This is a genomic window from Bacteroides sp. 1001136B_160425_E2, from assembly GCF_015559655.1.
GTDB lineage: Bacteria > Bacteroidota > Bacteroidia > Bacteroidales > Bacteroidaceae > Bacteroides > Bacteroides luhongzhouii.
Genome location: NZ_JADMQH010000018.1, coordinates 87506 through 112837 on the forward strand (window position 1 = coordinate 87506; position 25332 = coordinate 112837).

At 45.4% G+C, this 25332-nt stretch carries 18 protein-coding genes and 1 pseudogene; 9 read left to right on the plus strand and 10 right to left on the minus strand.

Annotated features, from left to right (window positions below):
* Positions 1-8: 8 nt before the first annotated feature.
* The 7 genes from I2I04_RS17960 to I2I04_RS17990 all read left to right on the plus strand — a co-directional run bounded on the left by I2I04_RS17960 (position 9) and on the right by I2I04_RS17990 (position 7831).
* The gene (locus I2I04_RS17960; RefSeq protein ID WP_195655555.1) at positions 9-2207 is read left to right on the plus strand and encodes a S9 family peptidase; all 2199 of its coding nucleotides are present in this window, start codon (positions 9-11) and stop codon (positions 2205-2207) included.
* A 66-nt stretch (positions 2208-2273) separates the two neighbouring features.
* Complete coding sequence (gene purD / locus I2I04_RS17965; RefSeq protein ID WP_143256625.1) at positions 2274-3548, plus strand: phosphoribosylamine--glycine ligase; 1275 nt, start codon at positions 2274-2276, stop codon at positions 3546-3548.
* A gap of 114 nt (positions 3549-3662) precedes the next feature.
* Complete coding sequence (locus I2I04_RS17970; RefSeq protein ID WP_143256624.1) at positions 3663-4673, plus strand: hypothetical protein; 1011 nt, start codon at positions 3663-3665, stop codon at positions 4671-4673.
* Complete coding sequence (locus tag I2I04_RS17975; RefSeq protein WP_195655556.1) at positions 4658-5137, plus strand: YqaA family protein; 480 nt, start codon at positions 4658-4660, stop codon at positions 5135-5137. The genes I2I04_RS17970 and I2I04_RS17975 overlap by 16 nt, the downstream gene beginning before the upstream one ends.
* A gap of 51 nt (positions 5138-5188) precedes the next feature.
* Entirely contained in the window at positions 5189-5989 is an 801-nt protein-coding gene (gene mnmD / locus I2I04_RS17980; protein ID WP_195655557.1) for a tRNA (5-methylaminomethyl-2-thiouridine)(34)-methyltransferase MnmD, read from the plus strand.
* Between the two features lie 38 nt (positions 5990-6027).
* A complete protein-coding gene (locus I2I04_RS17985; RefSeq protein WP_195655558.1) occupies positions 6028-6957 on the plus strand; it encodes a metal ABC transporter solute-binding protein, Zn/Mn family in 930 nt (309 codons plus the stop codon).
* Positions 6958-6994: 37 nt separating this feature from the next.
* Positions 6995-7831 carry a metal ABC transporter ATP-binding protein gene (locus tag I2I04_RS17990; protein WP_008770478.1) on the plus strand — a complete coding sequence of 279 codons (837 nt, stop codon included), beginning with the start codon at positions 6995-6997 and terminating at the stop codon, positions 7829-7831.
* Positions 7832-7880: 49 nt separating this feature from the next.
* On the opposite strand, the pseudogene I2I04_RS17995 reads toward I2I04_RS17990, so the two are convergent.
* The 10 genes and pseudogenes from I2I04_RS17995 to I2I04_RS18040 form a co-directional block, all read right to left on the minus strand.
* Positions 7881-8415 (minus strand): annotated as a pseudogene (locus I2I04_RS17995) (nucleotidyl transferase AbiEii/AbiGii toxin family protein).
* Entirely contained in the window at positions 8412-8744 is a 333-nt protein-coding gene (locus I2I04_RS18000; protein ID WP_195655559.1) for a hypothetical protein, read from the minus strand. The pseudogene I2I04_RS17995 and the gene I2I04_RS18000 overlap by 4 nt, the downstream one beginning before the upstream one ends.
* A gap of 482 nt (positions 8745-9226) precedes the next feature.
* A complete protein-coding gene (locus I2I04_RS18005; RefSeq protein ID WP_143256619.1) occupies positions 9227-10489 on the minus strand; it encodes a DUF1735 and LamG domain-containing protein in 1263 nt (420 codons plus the stop codon).
* 145 nt (positions 10490-10634) lie between these two features.
* On the minus strand, positions 10635-11228 hold the full coding sequence (locus I2I04_RS18010) for an ORF6N domain-containing protein (protein ID WP_195655560.1): 594 nt from the start codon (positions 11226-11228) through the stop codon (positions 10635-10637).
* 205 nt (positions 11229-11433) lie between these two features.
* Positions 11434-13074, minus strand: coding sequence for a BT_3987 domain-containing protein (locus I2I04_RS18015; RefSeq protein ID WP_195655561.1), 1641 nt, complete (start codon positions 13072-13074; stop codon positions 11434-11436).
* A 54-nt stretch (positions 13075-13128) separates the two neighbouring features.
* A complete protein-coding gene (locus I2I04_RS18020; protein ID WP_195655562.1) occupies positions 13129-14082 on the minus strand; it encodes a glycoside hydrolase family 18 in 954 nt (317 codons plus the stop codon).
* Between the two features lie 62 nt (positions 14083-14144).
* The gene (locus I2I04_RS18025; protein WP_195655563.1) at positions 14145-15746 is read right to left on the minus strand and encodes a RagB/SusD family nutrient uptake outer membrane protein; all 1602 of its coding nucleotides are present in this window, start codon (positions 15744-15746) and stop codon (positions 14145-14147) included.
* 18 nt (positions 15747-15764) lie between these two features.
* Positions 15765-19109 carry a TonB-dependent receptor gene (locus tag I2I04_RS18030; protein WP_195655564.1) on the minus strand — a complete coding sequence of 1115 codons (3345 nt, stop codon included), beginning with the start codon at positions 19107-19109 and terminating at the stop codon, positions 15765-15767.
* A gap of 162 nt (positions 19110-19271) precedes the next feature.
* Positions 19272-20282: a FecR family protein gene (locus tag I2I04_RS18035; RefSeq protein ID WP_195472389.1), complete on the minus strand. Its 1011-nt coding sequence runs from the start codon at positions 20280-20282 to the stop codon at positions 19272-19274.
* 57 nt (positions 20283-20339) lie between these two features.
* Complete coding sequence (locus I2I04_RS18040) at positions 20340-20882, minus strand: RNA polymerase sigma-70 factor (RefSeq protein WP_195472391.1); 543 nt, start codon at positions 20880-20882, stop codon at positions 20340-20342.
* Between the two features lie 172 nt (positions 20883-21054).
* On the opposite strand from I2I04_RS18040, the gene I2I04_RS18045 reads away from it, so the two are divergent.
* Together I2I04_RS18045 and I2I04_RS18050 are read left to right on the plus strand one after the other, a co-directional pair.
* Positions 21055-24468: a DUF2723 domain-containing protein gene (locus I2I04_RS18045; RefSeq protein ID WP_195655565.1), complete on the plus strand. Its 3414-nt coding sequence runs from the start codon at positions 21055-21057 to the stop codon at positions 24466-24468.
* A gap of 111 nt (positions 24469-24579) precedes the next feature.
* Positions 24580-25194 (plus strand): polysaccharide deacetylase family protein, encoded by a 615-nt coding sequence (locus I2I04_RS18050; protein ID WP_143256610.1) that lies wholly within the window; start codon positions 24580-24582, stop codon positions 25192-25194.
* Positions 25195-25332: the final 138 nt, after the last annotated feature.

Genomic DNA, 25332 nt, shown 5'->3' on the forward strand with positions numbered 1-25332 from the left:
AAAGAGCAATGAGTAAAATTGGAAAAAGAGCCATGCTTTTATTGTTGGCACTACCAATCGGATTCAATGTTATGGCACAAGAAACCAAAAAGCCGACACTGGAAGAATTGATTCCGGGTGGCGAGAGTTACCGCTATGCAGACAACCTGTACGGACTGCAATGGTGGGGTGACGAATGTATCAAGCCGGGCGTAGATACCCTTTATTCTATCCAACCCAAAACGGGGAAAGAAACAATGGTTATCACTCGTGAACAGATCAACAAAGTGCTTGAAGAGAACAAGGCAGGAAAGTTATCACACTTGTATTCCGTCCGTTTCCCATGGGCAGACAAAACACAAATGCTTTTCATGATAGGAGGAAAGTTCATTGTATATGACTTCAAGAACAATCAAGTTGTCAGCACTCTCAAGCCAAAAGACGGAGCGGCTAATGAAGACTATTGCGCAGCCAGTGGAAACGTGGCTTACACGATAGGCAACAATCTGTATGTGAACGAAAAAGCGGTAACTAATGAACCCGAAGGTATCGTTTGTGGGCAAACGGTGCACCGCAATGAATTCGGTATCAACAAAGGCACTTTCTGGAGCCCGAAAGGCAACCTGCTCGCTTTCTACCGTATGGACGAGAGCATGGTGACACAATATCCGCTTGTAGACATCACTGCACGCGTAGGTGAAGTGAACAATGTACGTTATCCGATGGCAGGAATGACGAGCCATCAGGTAAAAGTGGGCATTTACAACCCTGCTACGGGCAAAAGCATTTATCTGAACGCAGGTGATCCCACAGACCGTTATTTTACCAATATCAGCTGGGCACCGGATGAAAAAAGCCTCTACCTGATTGAAATAAACCGTGACCAGAATCACGCCAAACTTTGCCAGTATAACGCAGAGACAGGAGAGCCGATGGGCGTTCTCTACGAAGAAATGCATCCTAAATACGTGGAACCACAGAACGCAATCGTGTTTTTACCGTGGGATTCTACCAAGTTCATCTATCAAAGCCAGCGTGACGGCTACAACCATCTTTATCTCTTCGATGCCGATGCAGCCAACATGAAAGGTGAAACTTATAGCAGCGCCAACGGTGGTACTTATTTCCAGACCGGCAAAGCCAAACAATTAACCAAAGGCAACTGGCTGGTCAGCGACGTCCTGGGATTCAACACAAAGCGTAAAGAAATCATCTTCACAGCCGTAGAAGGCTTGAAAAGCGGACATTTCGCTGTAAACGTGAGCAATGGAAAGATAAGCCAACCATTCGAGAACTGCAAGGAGAGCGAACATAGCGGTATGCTTAGCGCTTCCGGCACTTATCTTATCGACCGTTATTCAACAAAAGACCAGCCTCGCGTCATCAACTTGGTAGACACCAGAAACTTCAAAGAAACAGTCAACCTCCTGACAGCTGAAAGCCCTTACAAAGGCTACCAGATGCCAAGCATCGAAACCGGAACAATCAAAGCGGCAGACGGCACCACCGACCTGCATTACCGCCTGATGAAGCCGGCCAACTTTGACCCGAGCAAGAAATATCCCGTCATCATATACGTCTACGGAGGTCCTCACGCACAATGCGTCACCGGAGGATGGCAGAACGGCGCACGTGGATGGGACACATACATGGCAGGCAAAGGCTATATCATGTTCACCATCGACAATCGTGGCAGCAGCAACCGTGGACTGGCATTTGAAAATGCCACTTTCCGCCGCCTCGGCATCGAAGAAGGTAAGGACCAGGTAAAAGGCGTTGAATTCCTGAAATCCCTCCCCTACGTAGACAGTGAGCGCATCGGCGTACACGGATGGAGCTTCGGAGGTCACATGACTACCGCCCTGATGCTTCGTTACCCGGAAATATTCAAAGTAGGCGTTGCCGGAGGCCCGGTAATCGACTGGGGGTATTATGAAGTGATGTACGGCGAACGCTATATGGATACACCGGAAAGCAATCCGGAAGGCTACAAAGAATGTAATCTGAAAAACCTTGCCGGCCAACTGAAAGGCCACCTGCTGATTATTCACGACGACCATGACGACACCTGCGTGCCACAACACACTCTGTCGTTCATGAAAGCCTGTGTAGATGCCCGCACTTATCCTGATCTGTTTATCTACCCGTGCCACAAGCACAACGTAGCAGGACGTGACCGTGTACATCTGCATGAGAAAATCACCCGGTACTTTGAGCAGAACTTATAAAACTAACAAACCCCATCGTATCCATACAAATCATAGATAACAGTATAAATTTATAACAATACAAAGATGAAGATATTATTACTAGGCTCGGGCGGCCGCGAACATGCACTGGCATGGAAAATTGCCCAAAGTCCGAAAGTTGAAAAACTATACATTGCTCCGGGAAATGCCGGAACAACTGCCGTAGGCGAGAATGTCAACATCAAAGCAACCGATTTTGAAGCAATCAGTGCTTTTGCTCTGAAAGAGAACATCCAAATGGTAGTGGTAGGCCCCGAAGATCCGTTGGTAGAAGGAATCTACGACTACTTCCAAAACCGACCGGAGCTAAAGCATATTGCCGTGATCGGTCCTTCGGCTCAAGGAGCACAACTGGAAGGCAGCAAGGAGTTTGCCAAAGGCTTCATGATGCGTCACAACATCCCGACAGCCCGCTACAAAAGCATCACTTCCGAAAACATCGAAGAAGGTCTTGCCTTCCTCGAAACGTTGGAAGCTCCCTACGTATTGAAAGCTGATGGCCTTTGTGCCGGAAAAGGAGTCCTCATCCTTCCTACGCTCGATGAAGCCAAAAAAGAACTGAAAGAAATGCTCGGCGGCATGTTCGGTTCCGCATCGGCAACCGTTGTGATTGAAGAGTTCTTGAGCGGCATCGAATGCTCTGTATTCGTACTGACAGACGGAGAAAACTATAAAGTCCTCCCCGTAGCTAAAGACTATAAACGTATTGGTGAAGGCGACAAAGGGCTGAACACAGGCGGTATGGGTAGCGTGACTCCGGTTCCGTTTGCTGACGAAGTATTTATGGAGAAAGTACGCACACGCATCATCGAACCGACCATCCATGGTCTGAAAGAAGAAAAGATCACCTACAAAGGTTTCATTTTCCTTGGTCTTATCAAGGTGAAAGGTGAACCGATGGTTATCGAATACAACGTCCGCATGGGCGACCCGGAAACAGAAAGCGTGATGCTCCGCATCCAGAGCGACCTCGTAGAGTTGCTTGAAGGCACAGCAGCCGGCAACCTGAACGAGAAGACACTGGTGATGGACCCGCGTTCGGCCGGTTGCGTCATTCTTGTCAGCGGCGGTTATCCCGAAGCATACGAAAAAGGATTCCCTATCAGTGGACTGGAACAGGCTGCCGCCACCGACAGCATCATCTTCCATGCCGGAACAGCCATGAAAGACGGACAAGTGGTGACAAACGGAGGACGTGTAATTGCCGTCTGCTCTTACGGTGCAACAAAAGAAGAAGCACTGGCACAGAGCTACAAAGTGGCAGACATGATCGACTTCAACAAGAAGTATTTCCGCCGCGACATCGGATTCGATTTGTAAAAAACAACCTACAATGATACGCCACGGCAGGTATAAATCTCCTATTTGCACGGTATACAGATCCTACAAAGCGATGATATATGCCCGCCGAACGGCAAAAGAACTGACAGACAAATGAGAAATAAAAGACTACAAAGTCAAGTGACGGCAGGACGGTGGACCCTGCCTGCCGTTATCTTCATCTGCGCCTTATGCTGGGTGTTGACTTACTTTTTATTTCCCGGCTCCATAGCCTCAACAGCAGTCGAAAACAGCTCTTCTTTCTTGCAATCCACCCGCGATTTACTACTTTCGGGATGGGCAGAGCGAATTGCCAGCTTCCTGGTTTACGCAATCATCGGCTACTTTCTGATAGAGCTGAACAACCAGTTCAGCATTATCCGTATGAGGGCCTCCATGCAGACAGCTATTTATTTCCTGCTGGTCACCGTCTGTCCGGGAATGCATTTACTATACACAGGAGACATTGTCGCGCTGGGCACTCTCATTTCTATTTATTTTCTGTTTAAAAGCTATCAGCAAGCACAAGCTGCGGGCTATTTATTCTATTCCTTCTTCTTTATCGGAGCAGGAAGCATTCTTTTCCCACAGCTCACCATCCTCTCGGCACTTTGGTTGCTCGAAGCCTACCGCTTCCAGTCGCTCACCCCACGTAGTTTTTGCGGTGCGCTGATCGGATGGATGCTACCCTACTGGATGCTGTTCGGACACGCCTTCTTCTATCATGAGATGGAGTTGTTCTATCGCCCTTTCAACCAGCTATTAGCCTTCGGAGAAGTCTTCAATTTGCAAATCCTTCAGCCTTGGGAATTGGCTATACTCGGCTATCTGCTCGTGATGTTTATCGTCAGTGCCGTCCATTGCATCGCTGCCGGATTTGAGGATAAGATACGCACGCGTGCCTATCTCCAGTTTTTGATAGACCTGACGCTCTTCCTGTTCCTGCTGATTGCCTTACAACCGACATATTGCAGTGCTCTGTTGCCCTTGCTTATCATAAGCAACAGCATCCTGATCGGACATTTCTTTGTACTGACCAATAGTAAAAGTTCGAATGTGTTCTTTATAATTTCACTGGTCGGCCTCATCCTCTTATTCGCTTTTAATATATGGACACTTTCGTAAATTCAATGATACAACTCCTCATAGAATGGGGACTGCCGGGATTATTCATTTCGGCTTTATTGGCCGGGAGCATTGTGCCTTTCAGTTCCGAACTGGTGCTGGTGGCACTGGTGAAACTCGGTTTGCCCCCGATAGCCTGTCTGATATCCGCCACTCTCGGCAATACAGTGGGCGGAATGACCTGTTACTACATGGGACGTTTGGGCAAAATTAGCTGGATTGAGAAATATTTCAAGGTAAAGAAAGAAAAGGTAGACAAAATGGTGAAGTTCCTGCAAGGAAAAGGGGCATTGATGGCATTCTTTACCTTTCTTCCTGCCATTGGGGAAGTGATAGCCATTGCACTGGGATTTATGCGAAGCAATATATGGCTGACTATCGTTTCCATGTTTGTCGGCAAACTGATACGTTATATCCTCCTCCTGTATGTGCTCGAAAGTGCCTGGGATGCTATGGCAGGGTAGGTGTTTTTTTAAAGTATTAAGTATTAGGTATTAAGTATTAAAGATTGGGTGATGAAAAGAATAATTGAGAAAACCGATGACGGGAGCGCTACTCTGTTTGTTCCGGAATTGAATGAGCATTATCATTCGACGAAAGGGGCACGCACGGAGTCTCAACATATTTTCATCGATATGGGGCTGAAAGCCTCTCCTGCTGCTACTCCACGTGTTCTTGAGATCGGCTTCGGGACAGGACTCAACGCTTGGCTCACCCTTGAAGAAGCGGAAAGAAGCAGACGAAAGATACACTATACAGGACTGGAACTCTATCCGCTGGACTGGCAGACAGTAGAACAGCTAGAATATATCTCCAGCGATGAGCTGCTTACCATACATCGGAAGCAGACAACAACCGACGAGCAATTTACCCCGGATGAAGAAGAACAACAATCGGCTATCGAATTGTTTAAGCTGCTTCATACATCGCCCTGGGAAAAAGACGTGCAGCTTACGCCACACTTCACCCTACGGAAAATAGAAACGGACGTCAATCAATGGATAATGGGAAAGCAGGAAGAGTCAAAAATGAACAGCACCAACAACAATGCAGTCATTCCTCAATACTCAACATTCAATTCTCCGTTTAATACAATCTATTTCGACGCCTTCGCCCCGGAAAAGCAACCGGAAATGTGGTCGCAAGAACTATTCAACCGCCTCTATGTTTTATTAGATAAAGACGGAATTCTGACCACCTACTGTGCCAAAGGTGTAGTACGCCGAATGTTGCAGACAGCCGGATTCATAGTAGAACGCCTTCCCGGACCTCCGGGTGGTAAACGGGAAATATTACGGGCCCGAAAACAAGAGTAGAAACAAGATAAGATTGAAAACCCGAAACAGAAAAAATCATGAAACAACAACTAAAAGATATGAGAACACTTATCCTTCTTGGTGCCTGCCTCCTGATGGCAGCCTGCACAGGACGTTCCTCCCAAGCAAGTAACGATGACGAGACAAAGCCGGTGATAACCGTCACGTTGGAACCGCAACGTTATTTCACCGAGGCTATTGCCGGAGATAAATTCAAAGTAGTCAGCATGGTGCCCAAAGGTTCCAGCCCTGAGACATACGATCCTATCCCCCAGCAACTTGTTTCTTTAGGAGACAGCAAAGCCTATTTCCGCATCGGATACATCGGTTTCGAACAAACCTGGATGGACCGCCTGATGAACAATACTCCCCATATCCAAGTGTTCGACACCTCCAAAGGAATCGACCTCATACTCAATAATGATGAGCATGACCATGCCCACGGACATAACAGTCATGACGGCCATATCCACGCCGTAGAACCGCACGTATGGAATTCTACCGGTAATGCTTTAATCATCGCCGGAAATACCTACAAGGCCCTCAGCCAACTGGATAAAGCAAACGAACCATACTACAGAAACCGTTACGATTCTCTCTGTCAGCGCATCCAGCACACCGACAGCCTGATTCGCCATCAACTCTCCACCCCCGAAGCAGCCAAAGCCTTCATGATTTATCATCCGGCCCTCTCCTACTTCGCCCGCGACTATGAGTTACATCAGATTTCGATCGAAGAAGGAGGCAAAGAACCTTCTCCCGCTCATCTGAAAGCCCTGATAGACCTATGTCAGGCGGAAAACGTACGCGTTATCTTCGTCCAACCGGAGTTTGACAAACGCAATGCGGAAACCATCGCACAGCAAACCGGGACGAAAGTGGTCCCTATCAACCCGCTAAGTTATGACTGGGAGGAAGAGATGCTGAACGTAGCCAAAGCCCTTGCGCCGCAAGCCGCCACCAAATAAACGTATAAAGAAAGAACCAATCAAGCCACTTCCAATAATGAAACCAATAATCGAAATAAAGAATCTTTCCGCCGGATATGACGGTCGCACTGTTCTCCACGATGTTAATCTAAGCATCTACGAACGGGATTTTCTAGGTATTATAGGTCCGAACGGAGGCGGCAAAACAACACTTATAAAGTGCATCCTCGGTCTGTTGAAACCAACCGGAGGAGAAATTATATTCCATACTCCCGAGAAGGCTCCCATAAGAACATCTACGGAAGGGACTTCGACAGAAACATCTGCCAAAAACTCCCACCAAAGTTCTTCCGCGAAATCCCAGCTTTTCCTCGGTTACCTACCGCAATATAGCACCATAGACCGGAAGTTCCCTATTTCCGTGGAAGAAGTGATCCTGTCCGGCTTGAGCATACAGAAGTCACTCACCTCCCGGTTCACTCCCGAACAAAGAGAGAAAGGCAAACAGATTATCGCCCGCATGGGACTTGAGGGGCTTGAGAGCCGTTCTATCGGACAATTAAGCGGCGGACAACTGCAACGTGCCCTGTTAGGACGTGCCATCATCTCGGACCCTGCAGTATTGATTCTCGATGAACCCAGCACGTATATCGACAAGCGTTTCGAAGCACGCCTTTATGAGTTATTGGCTGAAATCAATAAAGAATGTGCCATTATCCTTGTCAGTCACGACATCGGCACTGTATTGCAACAGGTAAAATCCATCGCCTGTGTCAATGAAACACTGGATTACCATCCGGACACGGGCGTCACTACCGAATGGCTGGAAAGAAACTTCAACTGCCCCATCGAACTATTGGGACACGGCACATTGCCTCATCGGGTTTTAGGAGAGCATCATCACCATCATTAAAGGAATCTATTTATGTAAAAAAGTTCATTGGTAGATTCGTGCAAACAAATTAGAGCAAACAATTCTTTATATAGTCCTCTATTTCTTGTGCAGTCACATCATAAACAGGTTCAAGCTGCTCAAAATGGGAATCCCTCGTAAAGCGGTTGCTATTAGTAAGCATTGCCAAAAGGTTCTTGGACTTCAGCTTGTGTCCGGAGTAGCTTAAAGCCAAAGATATTAAATCATTGACAGGCACACCGGATTTTAAGATAGTTTACCGGCTCACTTACCGGAGAATATTTAGGGCAAGCATAAAACGAAAATTTCACTCCTGACACAAGATATTCCACATGATCTATATCCAGAATATCTTTATGCTGAATCTCTCCAATCGTAGCTAGTTCTTTCTCTATCTGATACCAAGCTATTTCCATCTTCTCTATCTTGGAAGTACGCCACTTCATAAAATCCAAATCCTCACTCTGACGAGTTCCGATTTGTAAAGACAAGGCAGTTCCACCGACCAGAAGATAAGGTTTTATGCAATCCAATTGGGAAACCGCTTCAAAAATCTGCAGTGTGTGTGGAGCTAATCCTTTCATAGAAGTATTTTATTTAGGTGACGAGTAGCCATAGATTTTATATAAGCGTCCGGTTTCTTTGCTTTAAAATAGTACCATGCAAAAAAACGGTTCAACGTATAGAGATATTCCTCTTGTGGAATGAGATAATCCAGCCATACCTGCTTGATTTTCTTGAAAGGATAAACCAGAAAAAGCTGATTAATTTCCTCTAAATCAAGATGCAACAACGTTTTTTCAATCAGCATATCATCCGGAATATCTTTGATTGAATCTTCATTGTACGACCAGAAGCAATGTTCCTGCTTCAATTTCGACAATAGTTCCTGCTTTATAACATCAACAGACATAGGTTACTGTTTATTAGGTAAGACAAAAATAGTTGTTCTTTTTTGCATCTACAAATAAACCAATCACTTTTGAATAATACTAAACGTTCGATATCAGTATTTACTCTTTTTACGGTTATCCCCTTATTATTTCTGTAGTGTAGTATGTATATCTAGGGATACACATACTCAATATCCCAAACATATGTATACAGCAACCCGAATATTAATACCTGAAATCTCAACCATTAACAGCTGATATTACAAGTGTTAACACCTAACAGCCAAGCTATTAATAGTAAACTTCCGTTGTCTTAATAGTAAACTTGCTCTTCTCCAACAGGAAAGTTATGCTTGAGTAAGGATAAACTATAAACGCAAGTTACGTTTATAGTTTATGACTAATGAAAAAAAAGCAACTAAATGCCCCGTCAAGTCATAGAAATGCAATTCACATTTCTGCTTGGCGAGGCATTTTATCATTCTATTCTCTTATTCCAAAACTATTCTTTGTTCTTCTGCGTCACCTCAATGCCTTGCGGCCATACAGCCGGCGATGTATGTACATGAGCATCATTTCCATGTCCGGTGTAATCCTCGGCAATGTCACCATGCCCTTCGTTAAATTTCCAGTAAGCACAAAGTCCGGTAGTAGTAGGATCTACGTTATACATATTGTTGAAGATCTCCTGTTGGGTTCTCATTACGTTCCAAATGCGTACTTCGCAGATTTCACCATCGAGCTGGCGGGAGAAGTCCGTCATCTCACCATAAGAATGACCGATCTTGAACTTGAAGTCACCCTGCTTCTGCATACCCAAATTAATAGCTTCTCCTTTACCATAATCTTCAATACGGCTCTGTTCACGACCATCTACGTAGATAGCCGCCACTTTCTTTTCTGTATCGAACGTTACAGCCACATGATACCATTCGCCTTCCTGCAACAGTTTACTGTTGTCAGCGTTCGGGAATTTAATCTCATTGCACGAGAATTGCAGTTGTTGCGCCGGGAAGCCTGCGTCACCCAAACGGAATAGGCAATATTGTTCAATCCCCATAATAGTGGATATTTCCCTTGCAATTGTACCATTCTTAAAGTCATTTACACGGATAATAGCCTCATAAGTAAGTTGCTTCATGTTGTTCACCACACCAGCCGTAGGACTATCTTTATCGAAGCCCGGTACTTCAAAGAAATTGTTTTTCAAGTTGACAGCCGTAGTGATGGCACTGGAACGACGTACCACATAACAAATAGTCTTTGAACCACCTAGTGTACCCATGCCACCCGACACCTGGTCGATAGTGATGGGGAGCAAATAGCCTGCATCAATTTCAAGGTCAGTAAGACCGGAGAAGTCGATAGTGACAGGTTTGGAACTAATCTCACCTTGCGGGATAACAGTCTGACCTGCTGACAGCTTATAATGTTTGGCATCAAGCATGGTATAATTAGCACCAAGGCGGGCGTTATAAGTATTCACCAGCGAGGCGTCTACTTTAATACCTACATTGATATCCTCGCCTACAGGACGTGCCAACAAAGCGGAAATTTCCTTTTGTCCCGTCTCTATGGTACGGTTAAAAGTAAAATTGGACACGTCCTTTAGCTTGGCTGCATCCAGATAAACGACATTATCGAAAGGGGAAGCATTGCTATAGTCTTTATTATCACAGCCGGTGGCACATAACAACAGGGCCGTAGTTATGATAGCCGGTGAAATGACAGTAAGCATACCTCGAAGTATTTTTTTTGTTTTCATACCAGTTCGTATATTAAGTTTAATCAAAAACATAAATCACTTATGTGCCCTATTTATATAGCCGTCCGAACACAAAAAAAGACGGCAAATTTACATATCGAAATTACCGTCTGATATACTATTAAAGCTTTTACTATACTATTCTCTATTCCTGATCATCATTTTTCAGTTTCTTATGCTGAATAAAACCAATAGGATTACTTGGTCTTTCTTTCAATTTCTTTTGCGCCTGCAATTCGGCTAAAGTCTGATTTATAAGTTCCAATTGCATACGGGTATCATCATTAATATCATTATAATCAGCAAATACTTCTTCTATATAACCTTTCAGCTCCTCAACTTCGACTTGAAGTTCTGCAAGCTTATCTCTTTTCGGAAGATTTATCATTTGCCGAACGGCAACAAAGGCACGCATAATCCCCATATTTATTTGAATGGCAACTTTAGAGTTCAATACACTGCTAAGCATGGCTACACCCAACTCTGTGAATACATACGGATTACGTCTTAGTCCCATTTTTATAGCATTGGAGGTCACAAATTGTGACCTCCAATCTTGGGTTTCTTCACTCGAAAGCTGAAACATGAAGTCAGAAGGAAAACGTTCTATATTTCGTTTGACAGCCTGATTAAGCACTTTTGTCTGCACTCCATACATCTCTGCTAAATCACGGTCAAGCATCACTTTCTGACCTCTAAACTCATATATTTTATTTTGAATTATCTGCAATTGTTCCATCTTGTATGTCTGTTATAAATAGCTTCAAACTATTCATATTATATATCGGGGTCAAAAGTAATCAATAAGTTTAGATTGCAGTTACATTTTTACGAAAAGAATCCACAGCAAATGACAACTATCAACGGTAATTTCAATATGTCAAAGAACGAGTTTTTCCTTTATTTATGGAAAAAGTATTTATTGATAATATTCAAAGGAAAAATTACCAGTCTTTTCTGTAAGGATTCTTATCAGGACCAAACTTTAATTGATAATCCAGAAAATTTGCCCCATAAAAAGCATTTCCCCATACAAGCTCATCATTTACAAAATTCCAGCTATCACCCTCATCCATAAATGACTGAAAACTATACTCAGTCAACATAACCTTAACAGCTTGTTCATAGCCCCCATATTCAGTACCGATAAGGTCACCTCCATAAACTATAATGCTGCTCTTTTTATATCCTGCAGCCTTCCATTTTGCTATATTCTCTGCAGCAAGCTGTCTTATAGTGAGATTATTGTCAGAATAACAAGGTATATTTACACTTCCATAACAAGCAGGATCCAGTTCGGCAATAGGTTTACGTGAATATTTGCTATAAACTTGGATACCCTCCGGATTAGGGGTAATAGCTTCTACCACTTCTGTTGGCGAAAAGTAACCATGCCATGCATAATCAAGATATCTACCAGCTTCGATTCCCCCACATTTATTTACATCGTAGAAATATTCCGTAGCCTCTCCTTTATCAACCAGCGTTAACAACTTGTCCGGTAAAGCCTCGCGAAGAGCTTTTATCAGTTTGGGGTATGAAGTAGTATTCATTGCAGGCATCCCTGCCTTACCATATTTACTATCATCATCCCATAAGTTTACACCGTCCAAATAGTAACGTTCTATTATACTTTTCACTTGATAGACAAAATCAGCAATCTGCGCATCATTCATATTACAGAAGCCGATGCCTTTACCACCATTCTCAATACAAATACAAACTTTACTGCCAATTTCCTGAAGATGGCGAATGTATTTATCTCTATGTTCCAATACGTAAGACAGGTCACTTCCTGATGCGAGCAAAGCACGCTGGCTAACAGCATCGTAACCTATCGTTGCCCTTTTCAAGTTTACTATATGCCCCAAGCGACTATAAGGAGGAAGAGGGTATACTCCCTCATCTCTAATTGCCAATACGCCAGCTATTAAAGGACTATATGTTTCTGTATTTACATAAAACACTGTAGTTACACCAGACATTAGTGGCGGGATTTCTTGTGTTTGTCCCTCTTTATCAGGTTCACACATAGTAGTCTTTTCACGGAAATTCACTCTGTAATAAATTACTTGTTTATTCTCTTGTGCATCTACTCCTACCGGATTTTGTGTCAAAGCAATCGCTAACAAATAAAGTGTTTCAGGCTCCAATCCATCAGGAGAAAGAGTTATACTAATATTCCCGGACTCTTTCTTTCCAGCAGCCACAGTAAGCGAACCGCCATTTCCCAAAGTTACGTTAGCAGCAGGAAATTCTTTCATATCAGTTTCGTTGTCACTGTTATATTTAGCCACAAGCTCCGGAGACGGGATGGCTTTTACCGTAACAGCCGTTGTAGCAGGCTTTGTCAGTGCATAACATATCTCTTCAGTTACAGCTCCATCATCTTCGTACATGCTGACAGTAATCTTATTAGAAAATGTTTTTCCACTGTACAACTGCCCTCCGACGCTATTCATCGGCGTTTCATCCGGCAACTGCCCGGCAGGCATAGAAATATCATCTTCAGTACACCCCGCCATTGTTGCCATCAGCAGTGACAGCATCAGAAAGACGAAGTATTTAAATGGGTTATTTTTCATATCATTATAGTGTTTTACAGGTTTCACAATAAATAATCTCTTAGTTACACCCCCTTATTTGGATGGGTTCATTATTTGGATGGCTAACCGGCTAGTTTCATAATTCATCTTCGTATGATAGTAATCATCACCCAAAGCATAGATAGCAAGCCCGCCTACAGGCCCCAGAGAAACAACACGGTTTGTCATCTCGGTAACAGCATCCAATTTTTCACCTTCTTCATCCACTAGCTTCTCATTGATCTTGGCGGAGAGCAATAGTTTCTCTTTAGGGATTGAGAAGTTTTCTATCACGCCTGCCACATAGAGCTTTAAATCCACAGCAGAAGTAATCGTAACAGTATTCAATACTACATAATCCAGCTTATTCAGGTCAGCGGCATCAATAAAGGCGGGATCACCTTCAAATGCCAACAGTTTGCCATCGCCTACGGCGGCAGAGAGTTTGGAGACGATTAATTGGGCTGCTTCACGACGGGCAGCCTGTTCAGCTTCCGTTCCTCCATAAAGAGGAGTACCTTTAATGGCAAACCCATTCATCCCCAACTGGGAAGCGGCAGCAACAGCCTTATCCAACCAGGCACCCAGTTTGGCAGCATCGGTCAAGGCAGGCATTTGAGCCGTATAATCCACTAAATAGAGCACCTTGATACTCTTTTCCTGTAACAGGAGAATATCCTCATAGTCATAAGAAGTCAGTCTTTCAGGATGTGCCGGCGTTACGATGTCCAGTGAATCGGGCAATGAACGGAGGTAAGCACCTTCATTCTTCGACTTTTCGGCACTATTGTCGAAACTACCGTAAGTGACAAAGTGTTTGCTTTGTCTATACGTACGCAGCGCCTCCATGTAACGCGCCCAAAGTTCTGGATTCTGTTCTTTGGCATGCTGCGGGTCAATATCAACGGCTTTCTGATCGGTCCAGTCGCTGCACGAAGCGGTGATAAGCAATACCAGCAGCAGGAACAGATGAGTGAAGATGTTAGCAATGGAAATTCTCATATTCATATCTTCTTGTTTTAGTTTCTATATTTTCTTGTTTTCTAAATCTCATATCCAGTCTCGTGCCTCTACTGTCTTGGTTTCTTGTCCCACCAAAGAGAAGTAGCGCCATTATCAGGGCCACCCAGCAAGCCGACGGCCTCCAGAATATACTGGCGGTTACCGGAATATTCACTAGGCGGGTACCACAGGCGGCGTATCTTAGCCTTACTGTCATCGATAGTGCCACCACTGCTATTTACCACCACGGGCAGCAAATGCGGATAATCTGTACGGCGATATTCGCTCCATGCCTCTACCGTACAAGGAAACATAGCAATCCATTTCTGGGTAATGATACGCTCCAGATTCTTCTCGGCATATTCGGCACCCTCCTGCCAGGCAACAGTAATGCTGCTGACGGCTCCGGCTGAATAGATTCCATCCACAGGGTCAGTGTAGGCTTGCGGTGTGTTGGAGGCATTGGCAGCATAAGCAATGGCATCCGTGGCGGGAAGCCCATACTGCTCGAAAGAAAGAGCGATTGCTTCTTCATACAGCTCTTTGGCGTCGCCGCCCATCGACCAGTTGCGCAATGCGCCTTCAGCACGCAGGAACGTGACTTCGGCGGCCGTCATCCAAAGATAAGGACTGGAGGTGGAAATAATCGGTTTGCTATAACGGTCTATCACGCTTTCCTTGTTCGCCACGTCGATGCCTATACGGATACCAGCAAAACCAGATACTTTTATCGGCTTACCACCGACTGTTTCCGTGATTTCCACTTGAGTGAACATCTTATCCCTGCGAGGGTCCTGATAACCGTTCATGTAGCAAAGCAGATCGGCTCCTACCCGATGGTCGGACCAACCGTTGAACACCATCGAGGCACGATTTTCTTCCACTGTCATCTGGGCATTGTCGGTATTGGCAGTGAGCACTCCTGCATCTACGGCATCCTGTGCCACCTGTTGTGCCGTAGTAGGATCGACATAAGCCATGCGGATGGCCATACGCAACTTCAAAGAGTTGGCGTATTTGTACCACTTGCCAAGGTCGCCGTAATAAACGTCGTCGAACTTGCGGAATGCTTCAGTGCCCAGTGAGAGATTTTCTTTCAATACATCCGTCACTTCGTTCAGATCTTTCAGCATCTGCGCATAGACTTCCTCCTGCGAATCATAAGGCACGTTCAGCGAAACACCGCCCTGCTTATCTATTACCTTGCTATAAGGAATGGGACCATACATATCCGTCATACGGTGCATAATAGATACCCGCAGCAGTTTAGCAAGTGCCAGCGCCACAGGATCGTCGCTCTGATCCTGCAAAGCACGGTAAAGCGGATAAGACTGGGTGAAAATATCACCGAACGTCTTGTCCTGCCAGTCGACAGACGGATTATAAGTTTCAAATTTATCTGTACGCGCGAGCGTAGTTCCGAAATATCCGGCAAACGGACCTGCCGCCAACGCCTCGATAAACTGATAGAGATGCTCTTCGGTGGGAACCACCAGCCCTTGCAAACCTCGCAAAGTAGAACCTATGTTATAGTTCTCACGTCCCTGCTCCCCCTTAGTCACTTCGTATTCCTTGCGGTTGATTTCATCGAAGTTAGCCGTGCAGGCTGCTCCGCCAACCAGAAGAAGTCCCAGGGAAAATATCTTTAAAAAAGATTTCACTTGTTTCATACGATCCGATTTAATGGATTAAAAGTTTATTTTCACATTCACGCCGATATTACGGGTACTCGGCAGCATGAAGTTATCGATGCCCTGATAGTAATTGCCTGTATTAGCTACAGCTTCAGGGTCGAAAGGTGCACGGCAATAAATCATCCACAGATTACGGCCTACCACAGAGACATTGATGTCACACACATTTCCCAACCACTTGCGTGGAATGGTATAACCCACGCTAGCTTCTTGCAAACGCACGTTAGTGGCGCTAAAAGTGTAATACTGCGGCAATCCGCTACTGTTACCGATGAGGCTGTAATACGTTTGCGCATCTACCAAAGTACGTCCGTTAAGCAATACACCTCCATTATCACGGGCCTGTGCCGAACGTTCGGAGACTCCATACTGATCCATTGCCGCCTGTGTGGCAGAATAAGCAATACCTCCGATACGTGCCGTAAAGAGTGCACCTAGACTGATTCCACGCCACTCGAAACGATTGCTCCATGCCAGATTGGCTTTCGGGAATACGCTGCCCAGCTTAATGTCGGGTAGGTTGTCTTCAGTGGTCAGCGCACCGGAAGGGTCAATCTCCACCATGCCACTATTATCCCGTTTCAGGTCACTTTGCGTATAGAGGTCACCCAATGTTCCCCCTTTCTTCAAAATGAAGCGTGCCCTGCCCAATCCTCCTACATCCAAACGATTTTGTGTGATAGGCAATCCCGTTTCAGGATGGATATAATAGGTCACTAAGTCTATTATCTTATTCTTGTTGTGGGAAAGGGTGAAGTTGCTCTCCCAATGAAAATTATTGTTCCATGTATGTCCGTAACCCAATGAAAGTTCCACACCGGAGTTGCGCACATATCCTGTCTGGAGATAAATCTTGCTGTAACCGGAAGATACGGAGACTTTCGGGTCGAAGGTCTGGTTTAAAGTATTCGCCAAATACCATGAGAAACCGAGGCTAAAGTCCTTGAAAAGACGCATATCCAGCCCAAGTTCCCATGAGTTGGTACGCTCCGGTTTCAGGTCTTTGATAGGGTAATGCGTCTTGGGTTTCCATTGCTGGTTGGCCTCATCGTATTCGTAAGTAGGCGACGTCAGGTTACGGGGATAAGGCATACCAACGGAACTGAAAGAGCCGCGCACCTTCATATAGTCGATAAATTCCGGCAAAGTCAGCATTTCGGAGATAACACCCGAAAGACCTACGGACGGATAGAAGAAACAAGACGTAGAAGAGTTGGCAAGCTGCGAAGCCCAGTCGTTTCGCCCGGTCAGTGTGAGATAGAGCATACTCTTCCAACCCACTTCCACACTGGCGAAAACAGATTGCGTCTGCTCCTGCCATTCATCTTGACGGGCTTTCTTCTTTGTGTTGTCGAGGTCGAACACATTAAACACGTTCGGTATTCCCTTTTCACGAATCGGCCCACGATAGCTTAAATCTTCGTATCTGTTGTTCACTATGCTGGCACCCACGTTTGCTACAAGCGAGAAGTCGGCAAAACGCTTGTTGATGTTGGCAAGCACGTCAGCATACGTCTGTGTTTCGTCAGGCTTGGAGATGGTATAGTGTCCCTGCGTACTCTCTTCCGTAATCGTAAGGTTGGAGCTGGCGTAGAGTTTCTGTTCATACTTGGTGTGTGTGTTATCCACACGTACACGTCCTGATATATTCAACCAGTCGGTAATGTCATAGCTCAATTGAGCAGACAGCATATAACGCTTCTTCTGATTCAGACGCAGATTACGGTAAGCAATCCAGTAAGGATTCTGCATACGGTAGTCACCTTCGCCCTGCGGCCAGAACATCGTATTGATTTTGCGTGCCGGATCCCAACGTTCGAACACTTTGACAAGTCCGAAGTCATCGCCACGCGGGAACAAATAAACAGGTACAATGGGATTGGAATAAATCCCCTGATTCGTCATGTTGCGGTCGTTCTGAATAATGTAGCTAGCTCCTATGTCAAGTTTCATTCGATCATTCAGGAAATTCGTCGTATTGCGGAAAGTAAAATTAAAACGGTTATAACGATTGTTGGGAACAATGCCCTCGGAGTTGACCGACGCCACCGAAAAGAAGGTCTGGTTCTTCTCCGTACCGGTAGAAAGGGTGACAGAATTGGTGAAGATCAGTCCTGTATCAAAGAAATCTTTCGGTTCATAATTGGTGCGGGAGGCGTCATTCAACTTCGCTCCCCAGCTTAGGATGGTAGAACCTCCGTCTTTCCCACGGCTTCCCGTCCCGTAGCGGTTTTGGAATTCAGGAAGCACGAAAGGACGGGCAAATTCAGTATTGCTGTTCACCGTCACTTGCAACTTGCCTACTTGCCCGCGCTTGGTAGTAATAACAATCGCACCATTGGCGGCATTACTACCGTAGAGTGCGGCTGCTGCGGCACCCGTCAATACGGAGATGCTCTCGATATCGTCCGGATTAATGTCGGCAATGCTCTCCGTAGCACCCCGTGAGTCGAACTCCATTCCACCGCCGCCACCAAAGTTATACATCGGTATACCGTCGATGACGTAAAGCGCATTACTGCTTTGTTCGATAGATTTCGCACCACGCATCACTACCTTGCTGGCTCCACCTACACCGGAAGAACTGCTGTTGATAGTAACACCTGCCACCTTACCATTCAGGCTGTTGATGAAATTAGCATCTTTAATGCCGGAGATTTCGTCCGCTTCCACCTGTTGCACATTGTAGCTCAAGGCTTTCTGCTCGCGCTTGATGCCGAGAGCAGTCACAACTACTTCATTAAGTTGTTCTACTGCGGCAGCAAGTACTACATTGTACACGTTCTTGTCCGTGACCTTTACACTTTGGGAAGTATAACCCACATAGGTAAAGTTGAGTATACTGCCTGCCAGAGCTTCGATAGAATAGTGTCCGTCAATGTCCGTAATGACCCCGCTGGCAGAACCTTGCACCTGGATATTGACACCGATAAGCGGCTCACCCGTTTCGTCCGTCACTTTTCCTTTGATTTGTTTATCGGAAGATGGTTTTTCTTGTACCGGTTGAGGGATAATCTTGATGTATTTCCCTTTCAATTCGTAGGTACAGCCTGTACCTTTCAGGATAGTAGAGAGAGAATAATCCAATCCGGCTTTATTCAGATTGAGATTGAGGGCAGGTTTGTCACGCAGCAGCGAGTTGTTGTATCCGATGGACAGTCCCGACTGCTTTTCCACTTTCTTCAATGCTTCAATGACGGTGATATTGTTTTCACGGATGGTAATCCGCACGTCATTTTGAGCAAAAGCTGTTACTTGTAGCAAAAATAAGCAGAAAAAGAGTAGAAAACTTCTTCTTACACCTCGCTTATCCGCTATAAATGTGTAATTTTGTAGCATTAACTTTTAAGTATTAGTTTGTTAACTAGGTTGTTATTCACGTAGATCAGATCAACAGAGCATAACACTCTGATGCAGAAAAGTTGATTATTTCATATCCGGGATGGAGTGGCGCTCTGTTCCGGATACTTTTTTCTCATGGGCGGTAATTGTGTTTTTAAGTTATTGATTTATTTTCCGTGTGATGTAACATTTATCTCCTTCTATCTTGAATTTCAAATTGCCCGCCACATCGACAATGATATCCATGACTTCCGCCAGAGGTGCTTTATCCTTGAACCGGAAACTCAATCGGTCTTTCTTCAATTGATTCAGACTATAGACAAACGTATAATCGTATTTCCGTTCCAGTACGCGTATAATATCTTCCACTGTCATTTCGTTGAATACCAGTTCACCCCGCTGCCAGGCTGTGACATCTGCCATATCGGGATGCACCACCCGGAACCGACGATTCTCTTTGTCATACGTCAACTGTTCGTCAGGCCGCAATACGGTCCGCCGGGTCAGATTTCCCCACTCTACCAATACACTGCCCGACAGCAATGCTGTGCTGACTTCCGGATTCTCGGGATAGGCACTGACATTGAATTCCGTTCCCAAAGCAGTCACCTGAAAATCATCCGACTTTACAATGAAAGGGTGTTTCTTGTCGGGCTTTACTTTAAAGTTGGCTTCACCAACCAAGTAAACGCACCGCTCTTTTCCGGTAAACTGTTTCGGATATAACAAAGTACTTTTTGAATTTAACTGAACCTGACTGCCATCCGGAAGAGAAAGATGCCGCATTCCCGCCACCGGAATGAATTCCTGTATAAGGTCATTCTGCGTTCTCTCCGCCTGCATCACCAGATAACCAAGAGAAACGGCAATCAACAGCAGAACAGCCGCTACGGACTGCCAAAGACGCAATATCCGGATTTTACGATTAGAAGTTGCAGGAAGCGTAGAGACTGTGTGAAAGCCGTTATTCCGCTTCCATCGTTCGAGCTCTTTCTCCACATGAGACACTTCGCCCATAGCGTGCGCCGCCGCCCAGATTTCTTTTAAGGCTTTGTCCTTTTCTACGGCATGCTCCTTGTCCGTCAACCATCCGTAGACATTCTGCCGGATGGTTTCCGAATAATTATTCTTAGTGAACGAGGTCAGTATCTGCCGAAAATAATTCTTCATATCGTTGTGCTATTAGTAGTGAATCTATATATAGCACGACACAACTATGAAGAGTACTCAAATGAAATGAAGAAAAAACAAAATATATACGATTTTTTTTAGTTCGAGCAAGGAAAGATAGATTTGACGCTCTACGGTACGCACTGAAATATCAAGCTTTTCCGCTATTTCCAGATTACTCATTCCATGAAGACGACTCATCTCGAAAATCAGCCGGCGGCGCTCGGGGAACTGTTCAACGGCCATTTGCAGAGCCAATCGTATTTCTTTATAATAGATGGCGTCCAACGTGTCATCCGACGGAGACAAGTCCTTGAAAAGGTTTTCTTCCATCTGTGCCTGTTGGTAAGACCGCTCTATGCGCTTATGCTTGAGAAAATCAAAAATGGCATGTTTGGTCATAGCATAGATATATTTGTCTATCCCGGGGTTGTCCTGCCAAATCTGCGGTTTGGCCCATAGTCGTGTGAAAACCTCCTGCGCGATGTCATCCGCGTCCTGCCCTGATTTGAGGAGCATCAACGCAAACTTCTTCACTAGTGAATAGTGTGCCTTGAAGACCAGATCGAATTCTTGTTCCAGCTTTACGTCCTTGTCCATTACTTCACAAGCATTTATTGTCAGTAAGCAAAAGTAGAAAAATAAATCGAAAGAGATAGTAAATCACCTCTCCGTTACTTAATATTTCTTACTTTCTTCCTCATTATCCTTACAAATCACTATCTTTGCGACCTCATAATTTGTTTTTAACGAATAAACTACGATAGTGCTAATGAAACAGTACAGAACCGTAAACAACCTTATGGGTTGGCTTACATTCATCATTGCGGCAACCGTCTACTGCCTGACAATAGAACCGACCGCAAGTTTCTGGGATTGCCCGGAGTTCATAACCACCGGCTATAAACTGGAAGTCGGACACCCGCCCGGCGCACCTTTCTTCATGCTAGTGGCGAATCTGTTCTCTCAATTTGCTTCCGACGTAACAACTGTTGCTAAAATGGTGAATTACATGAGTGCCCTCATGAGTGGCGCCTGTATTCTGTTCCTTTTCTGGAGCATCACCCACCTGGTACGCAAACTGATTATCACGGACGAAAACAATATCACTAAAGGACAGCTTATCACAATTATGGGTAGCGGACTGGTGGGCGCACTGGTCTATACGTTCAGTGACACATTCTGGTTCTCGGCTGTAGAAGGTGAAGTATACGCTTTCTCCTCCCTGTTTACCGCTGTCGTTTTCTGGTTGATTCTGAAATGGGAAGATGTAGCCGACCAGCCTCATAGCGACCGTTGGATCATCCTCATCGCCTATCTGACCGGATTGAGTATCGGTGTGCACTTGCTGAACTTGCTTTGTCTGCCTGCCATCGTATTGGTATATTACTACAAGAAAACTCCGAATGCTACCGCCAAAGGTTCGTTAATTGCGCTATTAGGTTCAATGGTGCTCGTTGCAGCCGTGCTTTACGGCATCGTACCGGGTATCGTGAAAGTAGGCGGCTGGTTTGAACTGTTGTTCGTCAACGGACTCGGAATGTCGTTCAACTCGGGCGTAGTGGTTTATATCATTCTGCTTGCGGCCGCTCTGATCTGGGGTGTATACGAAAGTTACACCGAAAAGAACAAAGCCCGCATGGCTATCTCCTTTATCCTGACGATCGCTTTGCTGGGTATCCCATTCTACGGACACGGAGCCAGCAGTATCATCATCGGTATTCTGATTATCGCCGCACTGGGACTTTATCTTGCTCCGGGTGTACAGGCTAAAATCAAAGAGAGATGGCGTATCACCGCCCGCACCATGAACACGGCATTGCTGTGCACCATGATGATCGTAATCGGGTATTCTTCTTACGCACTGATCGTTATCCGTTCTACTGCCAACACTCCGATGGACCAAAACTCACCGGAAGATATATTCACACTGGGCGAATACCTCGGTCGTGAACAATACGGAACCCGTCCGCTTTTCTACGGTCCTGCCTACTCTTCGAAAGTGGCACTCGACGTGAAGGACGGTTATTGTATTCCACGCCAATCGGAAGCCGGAAGCAAGTTTGTCCGTAAGGAAAAGACTTCTCCCGACGAAAAAGACTCTTATATCGAACTTCCCGGACGTGTGGAATATGAATATGCACAGAATATGTTTTTCCCGCGTATGTACAGTTCGTCACACGCACCGCTCTACAAGCAATGGGTAGACATCAAAGGGCATGACGTTCCTTACGACCAGTGTGGAGAAATGGTGATGGTGAATATGCCTAACCAATGGGAAAATATCAAATTCTTCTTCTCTTACCAGTTGAACTTCATGTACTGGCGTTACTTCATGTGGAATTTTGCCGGACGGCAGAACGACATACAGGGTAGCGGAGAAATTGAACACGGTAACTGGATCACCGGTATTCCGTTTATCGATAACCTGCTGGTAGGTAATCAGGAACTGCTTCCGCAGGATCTCAAAAACAATAAAGGTCACAATGTATTCTACTGTCTGCCGCTGATTCTCGGCTTAATCGGACTCTTCTGGCAGGCTTATCATAGTCAGCGGGGTATCCAGCAATTCTGGGTGGTCTTCTTCCTGTTCTTTATGACAGGTATCGCCATCGTGCTCTACCTTAACCAAACCCCTGCACAACCCCGTGAACGAGATTACGCGTATGCCGGTTCGTTCTACGCCTTTGCCATCTGGGTAGGTATGGGAGTGGCAGGTATCATCCGTATGCTGCGAGAATACTGCAAGATGCAGGAACTTCCGGCAGCCGTACTGGCTTCAGTGCTCTGTTTGTTCGTCCCCATCCAGATGGCGGGACAGACCTGGGATGACCACGACCGTAGCGGACGCTTCGTTGCCCGTGACTTCGGACAAAACTACCTGATGACCTTACAAGAGAAAGGGAATCCGATTATTTATACCAATGGTGATAATGATACTTTCCCATTGTGGTACAACCAGGAAACGGAAGGCTTCCGTACAGATGCCCGCACCTGTAACCTAAGTTACTTGCAAACAGACTGGTATATTGACCAAATGAAACGTCCGGCCTACGATTCTCCGTCGCTTCCTATCACTTGGGACCGTGTGGAATATGTGGAAGGACAAAACGAATATATCCCTATCCGTACGGAAATGAAAGCCTTCATCGACAGCTATTTCAAACAGGCAAACGAACTGGCTGCACAGGGAGACACTACTATACTGTCACTCGTTCACTCCATCTTCGGTGAGAATCCTTATGAACTGAAGGAAATCATCAACCGCTGGATGCTAGGCAAGAACGACCAACTGAAAGAGCTTCTCAAAAAGACAGGAAAAGATATCCAACTGCCGCTGATCCCTACGGACAGCATCGTAATGAAGGTGGACAAAGAAGCCGTACGCCGCTCCGGCATGAAGATACCGGAAGCTTTGGGCGACTCTATCCCCGAATACATGACAATCACCCTTAGAGACGCCAACGGCAACCCGAAACGCGCCCTCTACAAGAGTGAACTGATGATGCTCGAAATGCTTGCTAACGCTAACTGGGAACGTCCTATCTATATGGCAATCACCGTAGGAAGCGAAAACCATCTGGGTATGGGTAACCACTTTATGCAAGAGGGTCTTGCCTACCGTTTCACGCCATTCGATACAGACAAACTGGACAGCAAGATTGACAGCGAAAAGATGTACGACAACCTGATGAACAAGTTCAAGTTCGGTGGTATCGACAAGCCGGGTATCTATATCGACGAGAACGTGATGCGTATGTGCTACACGCACCGCCGTATCTTCACACAACTCGTAGGCCAGCTTATCAAAGAAGGCAAGAAGGATAAGGCACTTGCCGCACTCGACTACGCTGAAAAGATGATTCCATCATACAACGTACCGTATGACTGGGCAAACGGCGCCTTCCAAATGGCAGAATCTTATTACCAACTGGGACAGAACGAAAAAGCCAACAAGATCATCGACGAGCTTGCCAACAAATCGCTCGAATACATGATCTGGTATCTTAGCCTAAGTGACAGCCAGCTTGCCATCGCCAGCGAAAACTTCGTGTACAACGCCAGCTTGCTTGACGCCGAAGTCCGCTTAATGGAAAAATACAAATCAGAAGAACTCGCAAAACATTACTCTACACAACTCGACCAACTTTATAACGAGTACGTGACGAGAATGAAAGGGAAATAAATATTAAATATTTAGGTAGTAAGTAGTAAGTATTATCATAGCTTTCGATATGTTTGCCACACGGATAATACTTAATACTTATTACTTAATACTTGTTTAACACAGACTCTCATGTTTATAGAACAACCACCTTGGCTTTTCCGGGCGTTGTATCCACAAGCCATCTTCAGGATGGACCCGAGCGAACGGGCAGTCTATCTGACTTTCGATGACGGACCTATCCCCGAAGTAACTCCCTGGGTAGTGGAACTACTGGAAAAGCATCATATTAAAGCTACCTTCTTTATGGTAGGCGACAATATACGCAAGCACCCGGATGAATACCGGATGGTGGTAGAACACGGACACCGCATCGGCAACCATACCTTCAACCACATCCGTGGATTTGAATATTCCAATCCGGATTACCTCGCAAACGCCAGAAAGGTAGACGAAATTATTCATTCCGACCTCTTCCGTCCGCCACACGGACACATGGGGTTCCGGCAGTATTATACCTTGCGCTATCATTACCGCATTATCATGTGGGATCTCGTGACTCGTGATTATAGTAAGCGAATGCGTCCGGAACAAGTATTGAACAATGTGAAGCGCTATGCACGCAACGGTTCCATCATCACTTTCCATGATTCACTGAAGTCCTGGAATAATGGTAACCTGCAATATGCACTTCCTCGTGCCATTGAATTCCTGAAAGAGGAAGGGTATGAATTCAAGGTGTTATAATAACAACCTTTGAGGAAACGGAAACTTCGAAAAGAACAGAGACTCCTGAAAAGAAAGTCTCCAATGAGCCAAAAAGCTCCCTGATAAGAAGAAAAAAATATAAGCCGAGGTCTTGCGCCCCGGCTTTTGTAGTTTAAA